This window comes from Bacillus sp. BC08 (assembly GCF_054326875.1).
The window spans coordinates 60,101-78,842 of sequence record NZ_JBTGPA010000031.1; the positions used below are offsets into that span (position 1 = coordinate 60,101).

The window sequence follows — 18,742 nt, forward strand, 5'->3', positions numbered from 1 at the left end:
GCTTTTCATAATCAAAGGATATTCAAGTTTTGTGATGTAATTGAGATTGATTAAATTATGCTTTTCTATGCAGCAGACTTATTTTTTCGAGCCAGCTGTATAGGAAGGTCCGTAGGTATTTTTCAAGGTCTATTAACAGACCTTGAAAAATACCTCTTACCACCTATTCCTCATACATCATTTTCCTCGTCATTCCACCGTCTACGACAAGGTTTATACCTGTAACAAAATCATTTTCACTGGCTGTTAAATACAGACAGGCTCGTGCAATATCATCTGGTTTTCCTACACGCTTTGATAGATGCTGTTCATGATCAATTTTACTTAATTTTGCATAATCTCCGGTTTCAATCCAACCTGGGGAAATAGCATTCACTGTAATCCTATCTTCGCTAAATGAGGCTGCGAGCGCATGTGTAATAGCAACGATTCCACCTTTTGTGGCAGCATAAGATTCTGAATTTGGCTCAGACATAATCGCCCTTGTAGAGGCGATATTCACAATAGATCCACCTTCTTTGTTATGACGCATATACTTTGCTGCTTCACGCGAACCCAAGAAAACACTTCTTAAGTTTGTATTGATCACATCGTCCCATTCTTCTAACGAAATATCGTAAGGAGACTTGAATAACTCTTTTCCGGCATTATTGATTAAAATATCTATCTGACCGTATGTTTGATTAGCTACTTCCATTAATCGAACTATATCTGTTTCGAGCCTTACATCTGTTTGTACGAAAAGCGCTTCTTTACCCTGTTCTTTCATCTTAGTAACTGTTTTTGTACCTGCTTTTTCATCTATATCTGCTAAAATAACATTGGCCCCTTTTTCTGCATAATGTAAAGCAATTCCTCTCCCGATTCCATTTCCAGCCCCTGTTATGATCACTGATTTATTAGAAAAGTCCATTATAATTACACTCCTTTTTAAAAAATATAACGTCTTTATTTTTTAATATAACATACAAAAATTATCCTTCTGCATAAGCAATAGTTAATTAATTATGCCAGTATTTTTATTCCTCACTAATAAAAGGAGTAATTATCTTTTTTTCATAAGAAGATAACACGATATTCGTTGAAGGTGTACCATATTGCATTGTATCATCAATAAATTCTTCTAAACTTTCTACAGAATATGTTGCTATTTTGACAATATAGCTAATTTCCCCTGCTACTCTGTAACATTCAAGTACATCTGGATGATTATAGCAAAAATTAGCTAATGATTTACAATCCTTTGATTTAAACAATATAAGTGCAGAAATTGGACGGTTTATTTTTTTTAGAGAAACATGTGCATGGTAACCCTCAATAATTTGTTGTTCCTCTAACTTTCGTACTCGCTCAGTTACTGACGGAGAAGATAAGTGAACGGCTTCTGCTAAATCCTTCATTGAAATTTTTGCATTTGACTGTAATAGTCCCACAATTTTTTTATCAATTTGATCCATAAATTATCCAACCTTTTTTTATAAAATATAATAACCTAAATTCCTTATATAATAAAGCCAAACAATCGAATATCCTTATTGAACTTATTTATCGGCCTTCTGAATTTGTATAAAATAAGGGTATCAGGAGGCGATTTACGATATGAAAAAGATTTTATTATTATTAGCTGACGGATTTGAAGCAGTAGAAGCTAGTGTATTTACAGATGTACTAGGTTGGAATAAATGGGAGGGAGATGGATCAACTGAGGTCGTAACAGTTGGTCTTCGGAATAAATTAACCTGTACTTGGAATTTCACTGTCATACCCGAAAAAACAGTTGATGATATTCAATTAGATGAGTTTGATGCACTAGCTATTCCAGGAGGATTTGAAGAAGCTGGTTTTTATCAGGATGCATACAGTAGCGAATTCTTACATGTTATTCAACATTTTTATGCCAAGCAGAAGCCTATTGCCAGTATTTGTGTTGCATCATTAACGCTTGGTAAAAGTGGAATTCTTACAGGTAAAAAAGCTACCACATACAGTCATCCAACGAGTATACGAAAAGAGCAGTTAAAGAATTTCGGTGCAATAGTACAAAATGATTTAATTGTTCAAGATGGAAATATTATTACATCTTCAAATCCAGGTACAGCTTTTGATGTTGCGTTTTTATTACTTGAAAAACTAACATCTAAAAAGAATGCTGAACATGTAAAGGATCTTATGGGATTTTAGGCATGTATCTTCTTATGAGTTTTTGGTGCTTGCTAGAAGTAATGTGAAAAGTCGCCGTGCTCTAGTTCTATTTGCTGAACCCGAGGAAAAAGAAAAAGGGTTTGATTACTACAATACTTATAATAGGAGAATTTTTATGATTATAACACTTTTCACATATATTTTGTTAGGTTTATCTTTAGCAATACCCGCAGGTGCTATGACAGTCCAAATGACTAAACAAGGAATGAGAAATGGTTTCCTACATGGTTGGTTTGTAGGTATAGGGGGAATGACTGTAGATTTATCTTTAATAGTCCTGATTTATCTAGGGTTCTCTAGTGTATTAACCAATCCATGGGTAGAAACAGTTATGTGGCTACTTGGTTTTGTATTTTTAATGTTTATTGGAATAGAAAGTATTAAAGAAGCAAAGTCAGAAGTTAACATGGAGGGAGAAGATCCTAATAGATCTTTATTATCAGCTTATTTATCTGGTTTTATGATTGCTATATCACCGGCTAATATTGTATTTTGGATAGGGGTCTTTGGCCCGGTTCTAGTTTCTTCATTAGGAAATGCAAGCACATCTACATTTATATTAATAGCTGTAGGTATTTTATTAGGTATCTTAATGCATGATATGATCTTACTAAGCTTTGTTCATTTTACTAGACGTTTTCTAAATCCAACCTTTATTAAAAGGGTATCTATATTTGCCGCAATAGTCCTATTCGGATTTAGTGGTTATTTTGGTTACGAGTTTATAAAACAAGTAATGACTTTTATCTCAAAAGCATAGTTCTTATACCCTTAAATAGGTTGGTTATAAGGTAAATGAAAAAGATACGTATTTTAAACGTAACGTAATTGTAAATATGTTATATCACGTAGGCACCCCCTTAGGAATTCATTGATCCCTGAGGGGGTCTTTAAATTCCTTACACGTAGCCTTTAGAAAAAGAAACGACCTCTCCTATAATTGATGTTGTATGAGCTTAGCTCGATAGCGATGAGGTACTACCCGCATTTTAACGAAAATATAGGTTAAGCAAATTTCGATATAAAAGAAGCCGAATTTTCTACTTTAAGAAACTTTCGGCTTCAATTCGTTATAAGTTAGTTGCCACTTCGTTTTCTCCATATTCTTTCACTATTTTATAAAAAGTATTTTTCTTTCGTTTCAATAGCCCCGAACTTAACTCCCGTTAGTTCTCTATTTTTTTGTTCTCTTCGAAAATTCTTCTTATGTAATCTGTTGCGATTGCTTGTAAACAAGTTCTTAAGTCCTGACTTAAATAGTGATACATTTGCAGCTGTCTTTTAACGTATTCTTGTTGTTTTGAGTTTAATTTTTTGATCATATCAATCACAGCATCGTATTCGAAAAAGAAATGTTTTTTGTTAACTTCAATTATAAAAACATCATTTTGAACAGGATTTTCAAAGAAAAATTGCTCAAAGAATGTAGGGTGGGTCTCGTTATGCACAAGTTTTAACATAGATTATTGCTCCTTTAACTGTATGATTTTATATTGTGTTAACTAATAATATTTTTAAGATGGAGTAGCACTACATCGCTATCAAGCTAAGAAATACATTCTTTCTCAACACGTAAAAAAATGAACTGGATTTCTATGTAGAACTATGAAAGGATGAAATTTTCGTTTTGGGGATACTTCAAAATCCTAGGTTGATGGACATGTATGGTGCCCCATAATTGAATCTTCTATTATTAGATATTATTTGCTTAAAAAAGCTTGCCATTAATGAAAATGGCAAGCTTTTTATCTTTATGAGTAATATTTCACTACATTAAATTAGAAATTAATTAGCTCGTTCTAATTTTTATATAAAAAGGAAGCAAAATCGTAATCAACTTATTTTGTATATATTTCCTTTTTCTAACAGTCGTAAGTGTAGTGACTATTCTTTCCAAGGTGAATGTAAAACGCAATCACAGAAATTTTTGCGTTTAAAGCCTGGAAGAAGCAATGAACAAACATCTGCTTTAATATTTCCGAAAGTAGTTTCAGGTTTATGAGCGAAACCTTCAAGGAAAGCAGGAAGAATTTTTTGTTTGAAATTATCTCGAGGGAAAGCAGATACAACTTGCTCACGAATTTCCTCTGAAATTTCTTCATATCCATCCCCCATAACATCGTATCCTACTCCAGAATAAATTAATGAAACTTGGGGTTCTTTATATTCAGCAATTCCAATCGTTGTGTGAAGTGCAATCGAGTCCCAAACCAGTCTAATTGACTCATTATCCATGCCATGTTGTTGAAGAAAACTACGTGCAGCATTTGCACCATCTACTTCAAAACGTTTGTCTGGACTACTAAATTTCTTTGTAAGCCCAAGGTCATGGAATAGAGCGCTAACATATAATAGCTCTTCATCATATTTAAGACCAGCTTTTTCCCCTTGAAGAGCACCGAATAAGTAAACACGATTTGAATGATTCCAAAGTAAATCGTTACCATATTCACGAAGGATTTCTTGCGCCTCTACTGCTATTTTACTATCTGGAATTACGATACCTGCAACTGTTTTTTGCATACAAATTGCCTCCTATAAATAATTGATATTGTCTAATTTTATTGCTAGCTCATGAGCTTAACTTAATTATATAAATCATCTATTATTTATCAATGCAATCATTTCTATCATTTTCATAGATATCGTCTATAATGGGGTCCCGCCACATGCCCATTAAGCTAAGATCTTGAAGTATCCCCAAAACGAAAATTTTTAACCTTTTACAGTTATTTATGAGAATTTGGCTCATTTCTTCCGTTTTGGAGAACAAGCAATTTCTTAAGTTGATGGAGATGTGGCGGTATCCCTTTATTTTTTAAAATAATATATGGATAACTGTGCTTATATTAGCTGGTTTAGTTACAGAACGAATATTCTTCTAAACTATTTTAGTGTAGATTTTTTATAAAAATGATCATTCATCATTTTATATCCACAATTAGCATTTTTGTTCAATTTGTTTCTTATAGTTTTTACCCCACTCTTCTAGTACTTCTAGGATTGGTATTAAACTTTTTCCTTGCTGGGTAAGAGAATATTCTACTTTGGGAGGAACAACAGGATATACCTTCCGATGAACGAGTCCATCTTTTTCGAATTGTCTTAGTTCCTTGGTTAACATTTTTTGTGTAATGTTTGGTATTAAACTTTTTAGTTCGGTGAACCGTTTTTTTCCTTTTAAGCCTAAATGACATAAAATAACAAGTTTCCATTTGCCTTCTATAACAGACAATGTTAATTCTTTTTCGCAATGAATTTTCTTATCATTTTTTTCGACTGAAATCAGGTTGTTCATCCCCCATTCATTCAATATTTTTAGAATCGGCATTAAACTTTTACCTTGTTTGGTGAAAGAATATTCCACTTTGGGAGGAACAACAGGGTATACCTCCCGATGAACGAGCCCATCTTTTTCGAATTGTCTTAGTTGGTTAGTCAGTGTTTGTTGTGTAATGTTCGGTATTAATTTTTTAAGTTCACTAAATCGAATGGTCTCGTTTCCTCCTAAGTGGCATAAAATGATAAGTTTCCATTTGCCTTCTATGACTGATAATGCTAATTCTTTATCGAAATGAAGATTTTTGAGCTTTTTTTGTGTATCGTTATTCATTACATACCTCTCCTGATACATTAGTATACTTTATAAGACTATAACAAAAAAAAGTTCCTACTTACATAATGGATGCTTAGTATTTATTATAAATTGAGTAGCTAACAGATATACAATAATATAATTCTGGTGGAAAGCTACTCATGAATTTTGTTTTTATTGTTCATGGAAATTTATTAGGAATTCTATCTGAAAAGGAGATTTACAAATGAATCGTTTTACTATTCCTAGAGACATTTACTATGGTGAAGGATCCTTAGAGACCTTGAAAAGCATTCAAGGCCAAAGAGCATCGATTGTTATTGGTGGTCAATCCATAAAAAAATCAGGTTATTTAAATAAAATTGAATCTTATTTACAAGAAGCTGGTTTGGAAATCCAACTTATCGAAGGCGTAGAGCCCGATCCTTCTATCCAAACTGTAAGAAACGGAGCCAAGTTGATGGAAGAATTCCAACCAGACTGGATTATTGCTGTAGGCGGTGGTTCTCCTATTGACGCTGCTAAGGTGATGTGGACTTTTTATGAGTACCCTGAGTTAACATTTGAAGAAATTAAAGCTCCAAATCCAGTACCAACTTTACGAAACAAAGCACGCTTTGTCGCAATTTCCACGACAAGTGGAACTGGTACAGATGTGTCACCTTTTTCTGTTATTACAGATCGTGAAAAAGGTGTTAAGTATCCAGTATTTGGCTTCGATATCACTCCAGATATAGCCATTGTAGATCCAGAGCTAACTTACTCTATGCCGCCCAATATTGTTGCATATACCGGAATGGATACAATGACTCACGGAATCGAGGCATATGTTTCAAATTTGCATAGCCAATTTACAGATCCTTTAGCTATACAATCCATTAAAATGGTAGTGGATAACATTGGGAAATCATACAAAGGGGATAAAAAAGCAAGAGGGGAAATGCATTATGCCCAAGCCTTAGCAGGTATGGCCTTCTCAAACGGATTTTTAGGAATTGTACACAGTTTGGCTCATAAGAGTGGGGCCATCTTTCATATTCCGCACGGTATGGCTAATGCCCTCTATTTGCCATACGTTATTGATTTTAATAAAAAGGCTGCTGGTTCCCGTTTTGCAGATATCGCAAGAGTACTTGGATTAACAGGAAACACAGAAGATGAACTAATCGATTCATTAACGGATCTGATTCGTCAATTCAATAAAGACATGAATCTTCCATTAACGCTACAAGAATTTGGTGTCACTGAGAGCGAATTTGAAAAATATGTGGATCAGATGGCAGCAGGAGCTATAGAGGACGCTTGTACACCATCTAACCCAAGAGAAGTATCAGTAGAGGACTTAAAAAAACTTTATGTAGCTGCATTTAAAGGTGAGAAAGTAAACTTTTAAAATATACATGAATAGGTAATGTTGATGTGAAAATGTATAGATTTTATTTTTACATCAACATCGCTAAAAGAATTAAAAATGGAAGAATGTGAAGCCTTTAACATTAGAGGTTTCGCATTTTTTTATTAACTCGCTTTCCCTTTTAATATATATAGGCTAACGCCTTAACATATTTTACAGGAGTAAAACAATTTACTAATATTTGGGGCAATGTGTTATTGGAAGAATAAAAATTAGATACACAATATTAAGTAAGATTTGATAAATAAGTAAGTTGTGGTAACAATGCTTTGAATTGCCATTATTAATATTGGAGACAATTAGAAAGCGAAAGGTATAAAAAAATGAAATTTGATAATTCTTTGTTTTTTATAAAAAGAAAAGAGTTAGAAGATAAGAAGAAGCAAGAATGAACCAACAAGAGTATGAGCTTTTGCACAAATTCATTTTTAAAATATTGCCAATGATTATACACCATGAGGGGGACTGAAATTGGTATCAATGACCTTTGTTTTATTTGGAGCGACAGGGGACTTAGCTAAAAGAAAAATTTACCCCGCACTATATAACTTATATAGAGATAAAAAGATTCCAAAGCAAATATCAGTTATCGGGCTTGGAAGACGTCAAGTATCTCATATAGATTTTCAAGAAAGAATAAAAGAATCAATAGAGACTTTTTCCCGTCATAGGGAAGAAGGTATTCTAGAACTTGAAGGTTTTTTAGATAATTTTCGCTATTGTCCATTAGATGTGAGTAAGCCGGAAGACTATGAGAGGTTATTACAAGTCGTTCGTGAAAGGGAAGAAGAACTACATATAAAAGGGAATAGAATGTTCTATCTCTCGGTCGCCCCTGAATTTTTTGAAACAATTGCTTTAAATATTAAGGAAAGCGGACTTGATAGAACGAATGGATGGAAACGCCTAATGATTGAGAAACCATTTGGACACGACCTTACATCTGCTCGTGAGCTAAATGATAAGCTTAGTCGCACGTTTGAAGAAAACGAGATATACCGAATCGATCATTATTTAGGTAAACCGATGATTCAAAATCTTGAAGCATTAGAATTTGCAAATCCTGTTCTCCAATCGATTTGGAATAAAGAACATATAGCGAATGTACAAATCACAGCTAGTGAAACAGTTGGGGTTGAAGAAAGGGCAGGATATTATGATCAGGCAGGAGCCATTCGTGATATGGTTCAAAATCATATGTTACAAATATTAATGATGACTGCTATGAATCTGCCGGAAAAAATTAACGCATCTGAAATTCGAGAGGAAAAGCGAAAGGTAATGGAGACGCTTCGTAAAGTGAAAAAAGAAGACGTTCAAAACCATATCATTCGAGGACAATACGTCTCAGGAGAGATAAAAGGCGGGCAAGTTGTAGCGTATAAAGAGGAGCCAGGAGTAAATCCTTCTTCTAACATAGACACATTTGTTGCTGCACGCTTATGGATCGATAATCCATTTTGGACTGACGTTCCCTTCTATATACGAACAGGCAAAAGAATGAAAGAAAAGTCTACTCGTATTGTAATCGAATTTAAAAATACGTTAAAACAGCAATATCAAGATAATAATCCAAATGCAGAACCTAATTTATTAATAATTGAAATTAGCCCAGGTGAGAACGTTTCACTACAGTTAAATAGTAAAAATCCATTGAAAAATGGAGAGATTGAACCAATCCGTATTAATTTTACTTGTGAGCAAGCGGATGTGGGAGTACCTGAAGCGTATGAAAGACTCATTCATGATGCTGTGAGTGGAGACCCTACATTCTTTGCACATTGGAGAGAAGTTGAATTGTCATGGGAATGGGTACAACCAATTCTTGAAGCGTTCGAGGAAAACTTATTGCCGCTACATGAATATGAGTCTGGTTCATATGGTCCAGATGCGTCTAATGAACTGTTGCAAGAAAGTGAATTTAAATGGTGGTTAGATCAAAAAACGAAAAAATAAGTACATTCTTAAATGAAAGTATTTAGGGGGACAATTACTATGGTACAAAACATGAGTCAATTAGCAGTGAATACACTTCGTACTTTATCAATTGATGCGATTAATGCTGCAAATTCAGGTCATCCAGGTCTTCCGATGGGAGCAGCACCAATAGCTTATGCTTTATGGGCGAATCATTTAAATCATAACCCTGAAAATGCTACTTGGTTTAATCGGGATCGATTTGTTCTTTCAGCAGGTCATGGATCTAGCTTATTATATAGCTTACTTCATGTAAGTGGTTATGCTGTAAGTAAAGAAGATTTAAAGAATTTCCGAAAATTGAATAGTAGAACACCTGGTCACCCTGAATTTGGACATACAGATGGAGTAGAAGCTACAACGGGTCCTTTAGGACAGGGAATTGCGAATGCGGTAGGGATGGCGATGGCAGAGGCGCATTTAGCTGCGAGGTTTAATAAAGATGACATTCCTGTAATTGATCATTACACATATGCTTTAGTTGGTGATGGGGATTTAATGGAAGGTGTTTCCTATGAGGCAATGTCTATGGCAGGACATATGAAACTAGGAAAACTAATTGCATTGTATGATTCAAATGACATTTCTTTAGATGGTTCATTAAATCTTTCTTTCTCAGAAAATATTCAAAAAAGAGCGGAATCCGCTAATTGGCAATATTTACGAGTAGAAGATGGAAACAATGTTGCGGATATCACAGCTGCAATTGAGTTAGCAAGACAAAATATGGAACAACCAACTATCATTGAAGTTAGAACGATCATTGGTTACGGTAGTCCGAAGGTTGCAGGGACGAATAAAGCCCATGGTAATCCTCTTGGAATAGAGGAAGCTAAAGTTACAAAGCAAGCCTATGGTTGGGAACATGAAGAGGATTTCTTCGTACCAGAGGAAGTAAAAGCTCATTTTGAAGAGTTAAAACAAAAGGGAATTAGTAAAGAGAATAATTGGAAGAAATTATTCGGTTTTTATAAAGAAGCCTATCCGGTACTTGCTGGTGAGTTAGAAAGTACAATTAAAGGTTACACTTTCATTGATGCGAAAGACATTTTGACTTTTGATACTGAAAAAACGATCTCTACTCGTGTTGCAAGTGGGGAAGCTATTAACCATTATGTGAAATCGATTCCTTCTATTTTTGGAGGAAGCGCAGATCTTTCTCATTCCACTATGACGGATATGAAAGATGAGGCAGCATATGCGGTAGAATCATTTGCTGGCCGTAATGTGTACTTTGGTGTACGTGAGCATGCAATGGGAGCGGCAGCGAATGGACTGGCCCTTCATGGAGGAGTAAGACCTTTCGTAAGTACATTCTTCGTATTTAATGATTACCTGCGTCCATCTATCCGACTAGCGGCATTGCAAAAGTTACCTGTTACCTATGTATTTACACATGATTCGATTGCTGTGGGAGAAGATGGTCCAACTCATGAACCAATTGAGCATCTTGCTGCTCTTCGTGCAATTCCTGGACTGACAGTAATAAGACCATCAGATGCAAATGAAACAGCGAATGCTTGGGCGTATGCTTTACAGCAGACAGATGGTCCAGTTGCACTTGTTCTGAGTCGTCAAAACTTACCAGTGTTTGATGAAACAAGAACGAATATAGAGGATCTTTCAAGAGGTGCTTATATTTTAACGCAAACAAACGAGAATCCAGAGGTAATACTTATTGCTACGGGTTCTGAAGTTTCCTTGGCTGTTAATGCAAAAGTACAATTGGAACAAGAACATATATCTGTTCGTATCGTTGCAATGCCGAGCTGGGAGTTATTTGATCGCCAATCAAAAGAATATAAAGAATCTGTTCTTCCGTCTTCTGTAACGAAACGAGTATCTCTTGAGATGGGTATATCTCTCGGTTGGGAGCGTTATGTAGGGCAAGAAGGAAAAGTACTATCAATTGAAACATTTGGAGCTTCAGGAACTGGAGCTGAAGTCATGAATCTATTTGGATTTACGACAGAAAATGTTGTTCAAATTACAAAAAATGTATTACATTCTTAAGCTATGACTGTGAATATCTTTCTGGACAGATTAACTTATCAGTGCTGAAAGGTATTCAAAATCGTAGTGATATGAATTTTTAATAGAAGAGAATTCAAGGAGGAATTATATTATGCAAGTAGGATTAATTGGTTTAGGTAAAATGGGATTAAATTTAGGAAAGAATTTAATGGATCATAAACATGAAGTAGTAGCATTTGATTTAAATACGAGTGCAGTGGAAGAAATGAAAGCGTATGGTGCAATAGGTGTATCTAGTTTAAGCGAACTTGTTCAATCATTAGAATCACCAAGGATTCTTTGGATAATGGTTCCTCACGCTGTTGTTGATTCTGTTATTAGTGAGATTACACCGTTGTTATCAAAGGGGGATATTGTAATTGAAGCTGGTAATTCACATTATAAAGAGTCGATTCGCCGATATGAGCAACTAAAGAAAGATGGCATTCACTTTATGGATGCAGGTACTTCTGGCGGAATGGAAGGCGCTCGTAATGGTGCTTGTTACATGATCGGTGGAGATCAAGAAGCTTGGGACATCGTTGAACCTATCTTCCGAGATACAGCTGTAGAAAATGGATACTTATATGCTGGAAAAGCTGGTAGTGGTCACTTCTTAAAAATGGTTCACAACGGAATTGAATACGGTATGATGGCCGCTATTGGTGAAGGATTCGAGATTTTAGAGAAAAGTGAATTTGACTACGATTACGAAAAAGTATCTAAAGTATGGAACAACGGTTCAGTTATTCGTTCATGGTTAATGGAATTGACTGAAAATGCATTTTCTAAAGATGCAAAACTAGATGACATTAAGGGTGTTATGCATTCTTCTGGTGAAGGGAAATGGACTGTAGAAACAGCATTAGACCTTCAAACAGCGACTCCTGTTATCGCAATGTCTCTATTAATGCGCTATCGCTCATTAGACAATGATACGTTTACAGGAAAAGTTGTCGCAGCTCTGCGCAATGAATTTGGTGGACATGCAGTAGAAAAGAAATAAACATTTTAAAATTATAACTCATCAACGTTTAAAAACTGGAGGGAATGAATCATGAAGTTTTTTATTGATACTGCAAATCTTGAGGACATAAAAAAAGCATATAAATTAGGGGTTTTAGCTGGTGTTACAACGAATCCTTCTTTAGTGGCGAAAGAGGGCGTTAAATTTGAAGACCGTATTGAAGAAATTTGTCAGGTAGTACCTAACGTTGAGTCTGTTTCGGCAGAAGTAACGCCAGATGCTGTTACAGCTGAAGAGATGATCACTCAAGCAGAAGAACTGATTAAAATTAACGGTGGCGATGAAAAAGTTACAATAAAACTTCCGATGACACTAGCAGGATTAGAAGCTTGTCGCTACCTTACTGAAAAAGGTGTGAAAACGAACGTTACACTTATTTTCACTGTGAACCAAGCTCTTTTAGCTGCTCGAGCAGGTGCAACGTACGTTTCTCCATTTTTAGGCCGTTTGGATGATATTTCTGAAGATGGCGTACTATTAGTTGCTAAAATTGCTGAATTATTCGATATTCATCTATTAGATACACAAATTATTGCGGCTTCTGTTAGACACCCAGACCATGTCACTCGTGTAGCAATGGCAGGTGCTCACATTGCAACGATTCCTTATAAAGTAATTGAACAACTTGCTATGCATCCATTAACAGATCAAGGTATTGAAAAGTTTGCTGCGGATTGGGCGAAGGCGCCTAAGTTATAATGGATGAAAATGAAGTGAGGATTTTCTAAGTTACTTTTCACGAGAGAACTAATCCCTAAGTAACTTCATCGTTTAAACTTGGATCTTGGGCTGGGAATCGCACAGCGTGAAATGTTGAAACAAAAAGAACTCATTCATCTTCGAAAGGCGTTAGTTTTGTTACGGGAAAATAAGGGTGGTACGTGTCATTCCTTTATAGATTTGTAAAGTATACTAACGCCTTTCTTACTTTTAATAATTAAACAATGTAAGCAAGCTCATAATATGCTTCATGAAAAGAAATGAAGAAAATAAATCCCGAGAATATCGAATTACGAACTAACATTTTATTATTTGATGTATAACGTACATATATTTTTTTGATTCGCATCATTATAACGATATAAAATGATGTTGTTAATAAAATAATTAAGGCTAGAATGCCAAGTGATGTAATTTCTTTGTTCCTCCACCATGTTTCAAATTCGCCAATTACTCCTCATCAAGAAGAAACGAGAATTAAGTGAATATAAAGCAACTTATATCATAAAAGATTATTTTTCACTTATTTATCAATCTTTGCAAAAAGACACCCAAGAATTTAACAAAGATATTGTTTCGTCTGTTCAATCTTTTACAGAAAAACGGACGAAAATCCCATAGGTATGAGAAGAAAACAGTCTTTGATATCTTAGGCGTCGTCTACAACTTTTCTATGTCTCACAATCATGTAGCGTAATTCAAAAAATTGAAACCCAATAGGGTTTATTTGATATGCAATTCTTTAAAAGACTTACACGGGATCTTTAGAAAAAAGAAAAAATCTCCGATGAAATTAACTTATATAAGCTTAGATTGATGGGCATGGGGTACCGTCCACATTTTAACAAAAATATACGCTAAGCAAATTTTGAAACAAAAAAGCCGATTTTTACCCCGTTAAGAGTACATCAACTCATTAATATTTAGCAGTAATTTTGTATCTATGTTTGCATAAAGATCTTTCCGTTATTGCTCCCTTTAATAGAATCCATTTTCACATAGGTTTTTACCAAAAGTTTGAAAAAATAAGTTTAACGACTTGATAATCCATTTTAAATGATTTATATTTATATTAAATGATAGATTTTACTATCAAAAATAACTTTGTACAGAGAAAGGAGTGAGCTTTCATAATAAAGAACGCTATAACATTATGTAGTGTTTAATACCCTTCGATTAATTTTTTTGAAAAAAATCACTATTAATTGAATCAAATTTTAGAAAGTAAATAAATGAGTAGTAGAAAAAATCCATTAGTTGTTACCATGTCTTGATGAAAAACGTAAAAAATAGACAAGATAAAATCCTGGAAAATCTGTTCAGAAAGTATGATATGAAGGCAAGCTAGTGAGGGGAATTCAAAAACAATATGACAAAAGCGAGGTAAATAATATGACTTTTGAAGAAAAATTACAAGCATATGCAGAACTTACGGTGAAAATAGGTGTCAATATTCAACCAGGGCAATATTTATTAGTCAATACATCAGTGGATGCATTGGATTTCGTCCGTTTGGTTGTAAAAGAGGCCTATAAGGCTGGGGCAGGGCGTGTTCATGTTAATTTTTCGGATGAGAAAATAGATCGTGCTTACTTTGATCATGCCTCAGATGAAGAATTTAATCGTTTCCCAGAATGGATAGTCAAAATGAATGATGAGCTGATCGAACGTAAAGGCGCACTATTAATAATAGATGCTACAGACCCTGATAAATTTACAGGTATTTCAGCTGATCGTCTAGCAACCTATCAAAAGGTATCAGGAGCTGCTCTGGGAAACAATCGCAACGCCGTAATGAAGGATTTAATAGCTTGGTCGATGGTAGGAGTGCCTTCATCAAAGTGGGCATCGAAGGTGTTTCCGAATTTAGCAGCTGAGGATCAAGTACCAGCATTATGGGAGGCTATTTTTAAAGCTGTTCGTATCTGTGAAGGAAATGCTGTTGAAAAATGGCGTGAACATGTAACAAATTTAGAATCTCGTGCGGTCCTACTGAACAATAAAAAATATACAAAGCTTCACTATACAGCACCAGGTACTGATTTAACAATTGCATTAGCACCACAGCATAAATGGATTACTGGAGGTGGTAACACGCCTGATGATACTATCTTTATGGCTAATATGCCGACAGAAGAGGTTTATACGTTACCGATGAAACAAGGTGTAAATGGCTATGTAAGCAATACAAAACCATTAGTTTATCAAGGGAATATTATCGACAGCTTTAAACTGACATTTGAAGAAGGAAAAATTGTTAAAGCTGAAGCGCAGATAGGACATGATTTATTACAGGAGCTTATTAATGTGGATGAAGGCTCTTGCTATTTAGGTGAGGTAGCACTTGTACCACATGAATCGCCAATTTCAGCATCGGGGATTTTATATTTTAATACATTGTTTGATGAAAATGCATCGAACCATTTAGCGATTGGTAAGGCTTATCCAACTTGCTTAGAGGATGGGAGGGATTTAGAAAACGATCAACTCGAAACGTTAGGTGCAAATATTTCAGTAACACATGAGGACTTTATGATTGGCAGCAGTGAGATGGACATAGATGGTATTTTACCAGATGGAACTGTAGAGCCGATTTTCCGTAAAGGTAGCTGGGCATTTTAAGTTTTTAATTTGAAGAAAGGAGTATATGAAACGATTATTAAGCATAATTGGTGCAACTATATAGGTGTTTCACATGTTTTTGCTAAGATTGAAAATTACCACTTTAATTAAAAGTAAAATGCATTCAAAGGAGATAGGCCAATGAATTTCTGGGAAATCGTTTTGATAGTTGTGAATTTCAGTCTATTGAGTTGGATACTGTTAGTAGGTGGGGAAACGAAAAAGTGGTCTAAATTAGCTACTTTGGTTGCTGTTGTAATGGTTACAGTTCAGCTATTGGTAGAAGGTTTTAGATGGCAGATGATTCCAGCATATGTATCCCCAGTTATCTTGATTTTATGCTATTTATTAGCTGGGTGGAAAAAGGGCTTTAGAAGCCGGGGTATATTCATGGTTAAAACTTTGTTGTTGTGCATCTATTTGTCTGTAGCAGTTGCACTACCTTTACTTATGCCAGTATTTTCACTTCAAGAACCAACTGGCCCACATAGGGTCGGTACGAAGCTATATCATTGGGTTGATCATCAAAGAAATGAACCATATTCGAAAAATCCAACAGATCGACGCGAATTGATGGTGCAAATTTGGTATCCTGCAGCTGAAAAAAGCAAGGGGAATCAAGAACCTTATATTCGTAACGTAAATGAACTCTCTAAGGGATTAGAAAAAACATTGTCCATTCCTGCATTTGCATTTAGCCACTTAGAATTGGTAAAATCTCATTCGTTTATGGATTTACAACTCTCAGACTCAGAGAATCATTATCCCATATTACTTTTCTCTCATGGTTTTAATGGTTTTCGTAATCAAAACACGTTTGAGGTTGAGGAGTTGGCTAGTCAAGGCTATATTGTTCTAAGTATCGATCATACCTTTGATGCTGCAGCTACCGTCTTTCCAGATGGTCGAGTTTCTTACGTACAGCCCTTCAATTTAACTGATGACGCAGGGGATAGCCACATAAAATTATGGGAGGAAGATGTCACCTTTGTGCTTAATCAGATAGAGAAACTTAACCAAAACGATGAGACCGGCTTCTTTACAGGAAGGCTTGATACCTCAAGAATTGGAATGTTTGGGCACTCTTACGGTGGAGCTACCGCAGCACAAATACTTGCAAAAGATTCTCGTGTCAAAGCAGCTATCAATATGGATGGCGCTTTGTATGGGGAAATTTTACCTGAAAGTGGGATTGGAAAACCATTTCTGCTCATGAGTGCAGTAGAGCCTGATGAAGCAGATCCCGATAAAGTGACGGAGCGATATGGGCGTGGGTTAGCTGGCGGTGGTATGTCAATGGTCATTCCTCATACAGATCATACAAGCTTCACTGATTTACATTTGTTCTCTCCACTGTTGCAGAGCCCAGGTGAAAATCCAAAGGAAGTTCATCGTATTATCAACGAATTCAGCCTGGCATTTTTTGACCAGTATGTAAAACAGAAGGATGACGGATCAACCCTTAAAAGGCTTATGACCAAATATCCGGAAGTGAATTTTAAAGTAAACCGATAACTTTATGCAGAAAGTACCTTTATTATGAAAAAACCAGCCAATGTGATCACTTTCTCTACTAAGAAAGCAACCCGTACCATTTCCTTTCGCTTTTGTACTTATTACATCAAAAAATTAATTTCTTCATCGTCATCTAAATAATAAAATGCTAAAAATGAAACATTCAAAGTATTATCAGTTTCAGTAATATAATTCTTTTGGAAAGCTACATTCAGCAGCTGGACACTTTGTTTGAGATTGTTTATCATATTATCAAATGATATATTTATCTATCAAAAAATGACGACTTTATATAGAAAAAGGGAGAGATTGACGATGAAGAAAGACTTATCAACGTTAAAAGAAGCGAGATTTAACGCAATTCTTGATTCGGCTACAATATTGCTTGTTGAAAATCCTACTGCTTCGATGAATGAAATTGCGGAATATGCGGGAATTGGCATTGCTACACTCCATCGCTACGTCGAAAGCAGAGAGAAATTGATGCTGTTCTTGGGCCATCGGGCTATACAACTTGTAAGTGATACCGTAAACCAGATCCCACTGGATGAGGAAAGAAGCGAAAACTATATTCCAGAACTCATTGAAGCATTAATCCCTTTAGGTGACAAAATCTATTTTCTAGGTCATGATGCATCTGTATTTAACAACAAAGAATTAGGTGAAGCTGAAGAGAAGCTGAGGGAACCTATACGACGCGTTATTGAGTTGTTACAACAAAGAGGTTACTTTCAGCAAACGGTTAGCAGCGAATGGATTTTGAATACGCTTTATGCCCTAGTTTTCCATACCTGGGAACAGGTACATGAAGGAAATGTGGCTAAAAAATCTGCTGCAGATCTTGTTTTAAATACATTTTATTATGGTTTCAAAGCTCGGGATGAGTCGAGAGGGAAGTGAAATGATACAAATCCATGATAATTAACATCAATAACATAGAAAGCTAAAAGGAGTAATGGGAAATGAATAAAATCTCTATTGTAAAGGCTGTTCATCAATCCATGGTCGGTGCCCAGCTAAATGTAATGGCATTGGAATACATGGCATTTGCACTTGCAGGATCTGAGGAGAAGAACACAGTCGAAGGGACTTTTTGTAAGCTATGGCGGCAGGGGAACAACCGTTTTAGTCATCAGTACGCTTATGAAGCTCAAATGGACGGGAAAACTTTAGGGATGATTACTTGCTATCCCGTCCCCGTTTTAAATCGTCTTGCTTGGCCCACTTTTAAACAACTGCTTTCATTCCGAAAGTTGGGTTTTATTTTCTATAACATTCTGAATATCAAAATGCTTTATTCAATGATTACCTTGAAGGAGGGAGAAGATGACGAGTTTCACATCGGAACAATCGCCTTATTGCCCGAAAGTCGAGGACTGGGGATAGGTACCAGACTACTTGAGTTTGCCGAGGAGCAGGCTTCCCTGCAAGGCTTTGCCAAATGCTCTCTGACGGTAAAGAAAGAGAACCAACTTGCCATTAAATTGTATCAGAGGTTAGGCTACCAGATTACAAGTGAAATCATTAAACCAAAGTTATCCTTGTACAGAATGGTCAAAAACCTATAATACACAACCTTTTATAAAAAAGTTGTATAGGTTTACTAACTTAGTAATTTGTATTTATTTCTCCCAATTTGCTAATTCTTTGTACTAGG

16 protein-coding genes and 2 pseudogenes are annotated in these 18,742 nt (G+C 35.4%); 12 read left to right on the forward strand and 6 right to left on the reverse strand.

All coding sequences use genetic code 11. From position 1 onward, the window contains the following. Positions 1–163: 163 nt before the first annotated feature. Positions 164–913, reverse strand: coding sequence for a glucose 1-dehydrogenase (locus ACXVYO_RS10915; protein WP_458467000.1), 750 nt, complete (start codon positions 911–913; stop codon positions 164–166). A gap of 106 nt (positions 914–1,019) precedes the next feature. Further along, positions 1,020–1,457 (reverse strand): Lrp/AsnC family transcriptional regulator, encoded by a 438-nt coding sequence (locus ACXVYO_RS10920; protein WP_410491164.1) that lies wholly within the window; start codon positions 1,455–1,457, stop codon positions 1,020–1,022. A 142-nt stretch (positions 1,458–1,599) separates the two neighbouring features. Here ACXVYO_RS10920 and ACXVYO_RS10925 point away from each other — a divergent pair, with 142 nt between their 5' ends. After that, complete coding sequence (locus ACXVYO_RS10925; protein ID WP_098568078.1) at positions 1,600–2,181, forward strand: DJ-1/PfpI family protein; 582 nt, start codon at positions 1,600–1,602, stop codon at positions 2,179–2,181. 136 nt (positions 2,182–2,317) lie between these two features. Continuing rightward, positions 2,318–2,962, forward strand: a complete 645-nt coding sequence (locus ACXVYO_RS10930) for a LysE family translocator (RefSeq protein WP_098289877.1) — start codon at positions 2,318–2,320, stop codon at positions 2,960–2,962. Between the two features lie 406 nt (positions 2,963–3,368). Here the strand turns inward: ACXVYO_RS10930 and ACXVYO_RS10935 are convergent, their stop codons facing one another. The 4 genes and pseudogenes from ACXVYO_RS10935 to ACXVYO_RS10950 all read right to left on the reverse strand — a co-directional run. Next, positions 3,369–3,662 carry a hypothetical protein gene (locus ACXVYO_RS10935; protein ID WP_048568568.1) on the reverse strand — a complete coding sequence of 98 codons (294 nt, stop codon included), beginning with the start codon at positions 3,660–3,662 and terminating at the stop codon, positions 3,369–3,371. Between the two features lie 424 nt (positions 3,663–4,086). Then, positions 4,087–4,725, reverse strand: coding sequence for an HD domain-containing protein (locus tag ACXVYO_RS10940; RefSeq protein ID WP_098637142.1), 639 nt, complete (start codon positions 4,723–4,725; stop codon positions 4,087–4,089). 418 nt (positions 4,726–5,143) lie between these two features. Further along, entirely contained in the window at positions 5,144–5,500 is a 357-nt protein-coding gene (locus tag ACXVYO_RS10945; RefSeq protein WP_438889167.1) for a winged helix-turn-helix transcriptional regulator, read from the reverse strand. Then, positions 5,501–5,836, reverse strand: a pseudogene (locus ACXVYO_RS10950) (winged helix-turn-helix transcriptional regulator); the annotation flags it as partial. 187 nt (positions 5,837–6,023) lie between these two features. On the opposite strand from ACXVYO_RS10950, the gene ACXVYO_RS10955 reads away from it, so the two are divergent. The 10 genes and pseudogenes from ACXVYO_RS10955 (at position 6,024) to ACXVYO_RS11000 (ending at position 18,653) form a co-directional block, all read left to right on the forward strand. Further along, positions 6,024–7,190, forward strand: a complete 1,167-nt coding sequence (locus ACXVYO_RS10955; protein ID WP_458467001.1) for an iron-containing alcohol dehydrogenase — start codon at positions 6,024–6,026, stop codon at positions 7,188–7,190. A gap of 501 nt (positions 7,191–7,691) precedes the next feature. Then, positions 7,692–9,167 carry a glucose-6-phosphate dehydrogenase gene (zwf, locus tag ACXVYO_RS10960; protein ID WP_438889170.1) on the forward strand — a complete coding sequence of 492 codons (1,476 nt, stop codon included), beginning with the start codon at positions 7,692–7,694 and terminating at the stop codon, positions 9,165–9,167. Between the two features lie 39 nt (positions 9,168–9,206). Continuing rightward, positions 9,207–11,201 carry a transketolase gene (tkt, locus tag ACXVYO_RS10965; protein ID WP_458467002.1) on the forward strand — a complete coding sequence of 665 codons (1,995 nt, stop codon included), beginning with the start codon at positions 9,207–9,209 and terminating at the stop codon, positions 11,199–11,201. A gap of 112 nt (positions 11,202–11,313) precedes the next feature. Then, the gene (gene gnd, locus ACXVYO_RS10970; RefSeq protein WP_458467003.1) at positions 11,314–12,207 is read left to right on the forward strand and encodes a phosphogluconate dehydrogenase (NAD(+)-dependent, decarboxylating); all 894 of its coding nucleotides are present in this window, start codon (positions 11,314–11,316) and stop codon (positions 12,205–12,207) included. 51 nt (positions 12,208–12,258) lie between these two features. Then, positions 12,259–12,927 carry a fructose-6-phosphate aldolase gene (gene fsa, locus ACXVYO_RS10975; RefSeq protein ID WP_458467004.1) on the forward strand — a complete coding sequence of 223 codons (669 nt, stop codon included), beginning with the start codon at positions 12,259–12,261 and terminating at the stop codon, positions 12,925–12,927. 438 nt (positions 12,928–13,365) lie between these two features. Beyond that, a pseudogene (locus tag ACXVYO_RS10980) lies at positions 13,366–13,645 on the forward strand (IS4 family transposase); the annotation flags it as partial. Between the two features lie 695 nt (positions 13,646–14,340). Next, positions 14,341–15,570: an aminopeptidase gene (locus ACXVYO_RS10985; protein WP_458467005.1), complete on the forward strand. Its 1,230-nt coding sequence runs from the start codon at positions 14,341–14,343 to the stop codon at positions 15,568–15,570. 141 nt (positions 15,571–15,711) lie between these two features. Further along, on the forward strand, positions 15,712–17,085 hold the full coding sequence (locus tag ACXVYO_RS10990) for an alpha/beta hydrolase family protein (RefSeq protein WP_458467006.1): 1,374 nt from the start codon (positions 15,712–15,714) through the stop codon (positions 17,083–17,085). A 315-nt stretch (positions 17,086–17,400) separates the two neighbouring features. After that, positions 17,401–17,985 (forward strand): TetR/AcrR family transcriptional regulator, encoded by a 585-nt coding sequence (locus ACXVYO_RS10995; RefSeq protein ID WP_458467007.1) that lies wholly within the window; start codon positions 17,401–17,403, stop codon positions 17,983–17,985. A gap of 62 nt (positions 17,986–18,047) precedes the next feature. Next, positions 18,048–18,653 carry a GNAT family N-acetyltransferase gene (locus tag ACXVYO_RS11000; RefSeq protein WP_458467008.1) on the forward strand — a complete coding sequence of 202 codons (606 nt, stop codon included), beginning with the start codon at positions 18,048–18,050 and terminating at the stop codon, positions 18,651–18,653. Positions 18,654–18,742 lie beyond the last annotated feature (89 nt).

Excerpts from the sequence above, each read along its gene's own strand:
- ACXVYO_RS10945 (WP_438889167.1), bottom strand. The coding sequence starts at position 5,500 with ATGAACAACCTGATTTCAGTCGAAAAAAATGATAAGAAAATTCATTGC.
- ACXVYO_RS10925 (WP_098568078.1), top strand. The coding sequence starts at position 1,600 with ATGAAAAAGATTTTATTATTATTAGCTGACGGATTTGAAGCAGTAGAA.
- ACXVYO_RS10915 (WP_458467000.1), bottom strand. The coding sequence starts at position 913 with ATGGACTTTTCTAATAAATCAGTGATCATAACAGGGGCTGGAAATGGA.
- gnd (WP_458467003.1), top strand. The coding sequence starts at position 11,314 with ATGCAAGTAGGATTAATTGGTTTAGGTAAAATGGGATTAAATTTAGGA.
- zwf (WP_438889170.1), top strand. The coding sequence starts at position 7,692 with ATGACCTTTGTTTTATTTGGAGCGACAGGGGACTTAGCTAAAAGAAAA.
- ACXVYO_RS10935 (WP_048568568.1), bottom strand. The coding sequence starts at position 3,662 with ATGTTAAAACTTGTGCATAACGAGACCCACCCTACATTCTTTGAGCAA.
- tkt (WP_458467002.1), top strand. The coding sequence starts at position 9,207 with ATGGTACAAAACATGAGTCAATTAGCAGTGAATACACTTCGTACTTTA.
- fsa (WP_458467004.1), top strand. The coding sequence starts at position 12,259 with ATGAAGTTTTTTATTGATACTGCAAATCTTGAGGACATAAAAAAAGCA.
- ACXVYO_RS10990 (WP_458467006.1), top strand. The coding sequence starts at position 15,712 with ATGAATTTCTGGGAAATCGTTTTGATAGTTGTGAATTTCAGTCTATTG.
- ACXVYO_RS10930 (WP_098289877.1), top strand. The coding sequence starts at position 2,318 with ATGATTATAACACTTTTCACATATATTTTGTTAGGTTTATCTTTAGCA.
- ACXVYO_RS11000 (WP_458467008.1), top strand. The coding sequence starts at position 18,048 with ATGAATAAAATCTCTATTGTAAAGGCTGTTCATCAATCCATGGTCGGT.
- ACXVYO_RS10920 (WP_410491164.1), bottom strand. The coding sequence starts at position 1,457 with ATGGATCAAATTGATAAAAAAATTGTGGGACTATTACAGTCAAATGCA.
- ACXVYO_RS10995 (WP_458467007.1), top strand. The coding sequence starts at position 17,401 with ATGAAGAAAGACTTATCAACGTTAAAAGAAGCGAGATTTAACGCAATT.
- ACXVYO_RS10985 (WP_458467005.1), top strand. The coding sequence starts at position 14,341 with ATGACTTTTGAAGAAAAATTACAAGCATATGCAGAACTTACGGTGAAA.
- ACXVYO_RS10955 (WP_458467001.1), top strand. The coding sequence starts at position 6,024 with ATGAATCGTTTTACTATTCCTAGAGACATTTACTATGGTGAAGGATCC.
- ACXVYO_RS10940 (WP_098637142.1), bottom strand. The coding sequence starts at position 4,725 with ATGCAAAAAACAGTTGCAGGTATCGTAATTCCAGATAGTAAAATAGCA.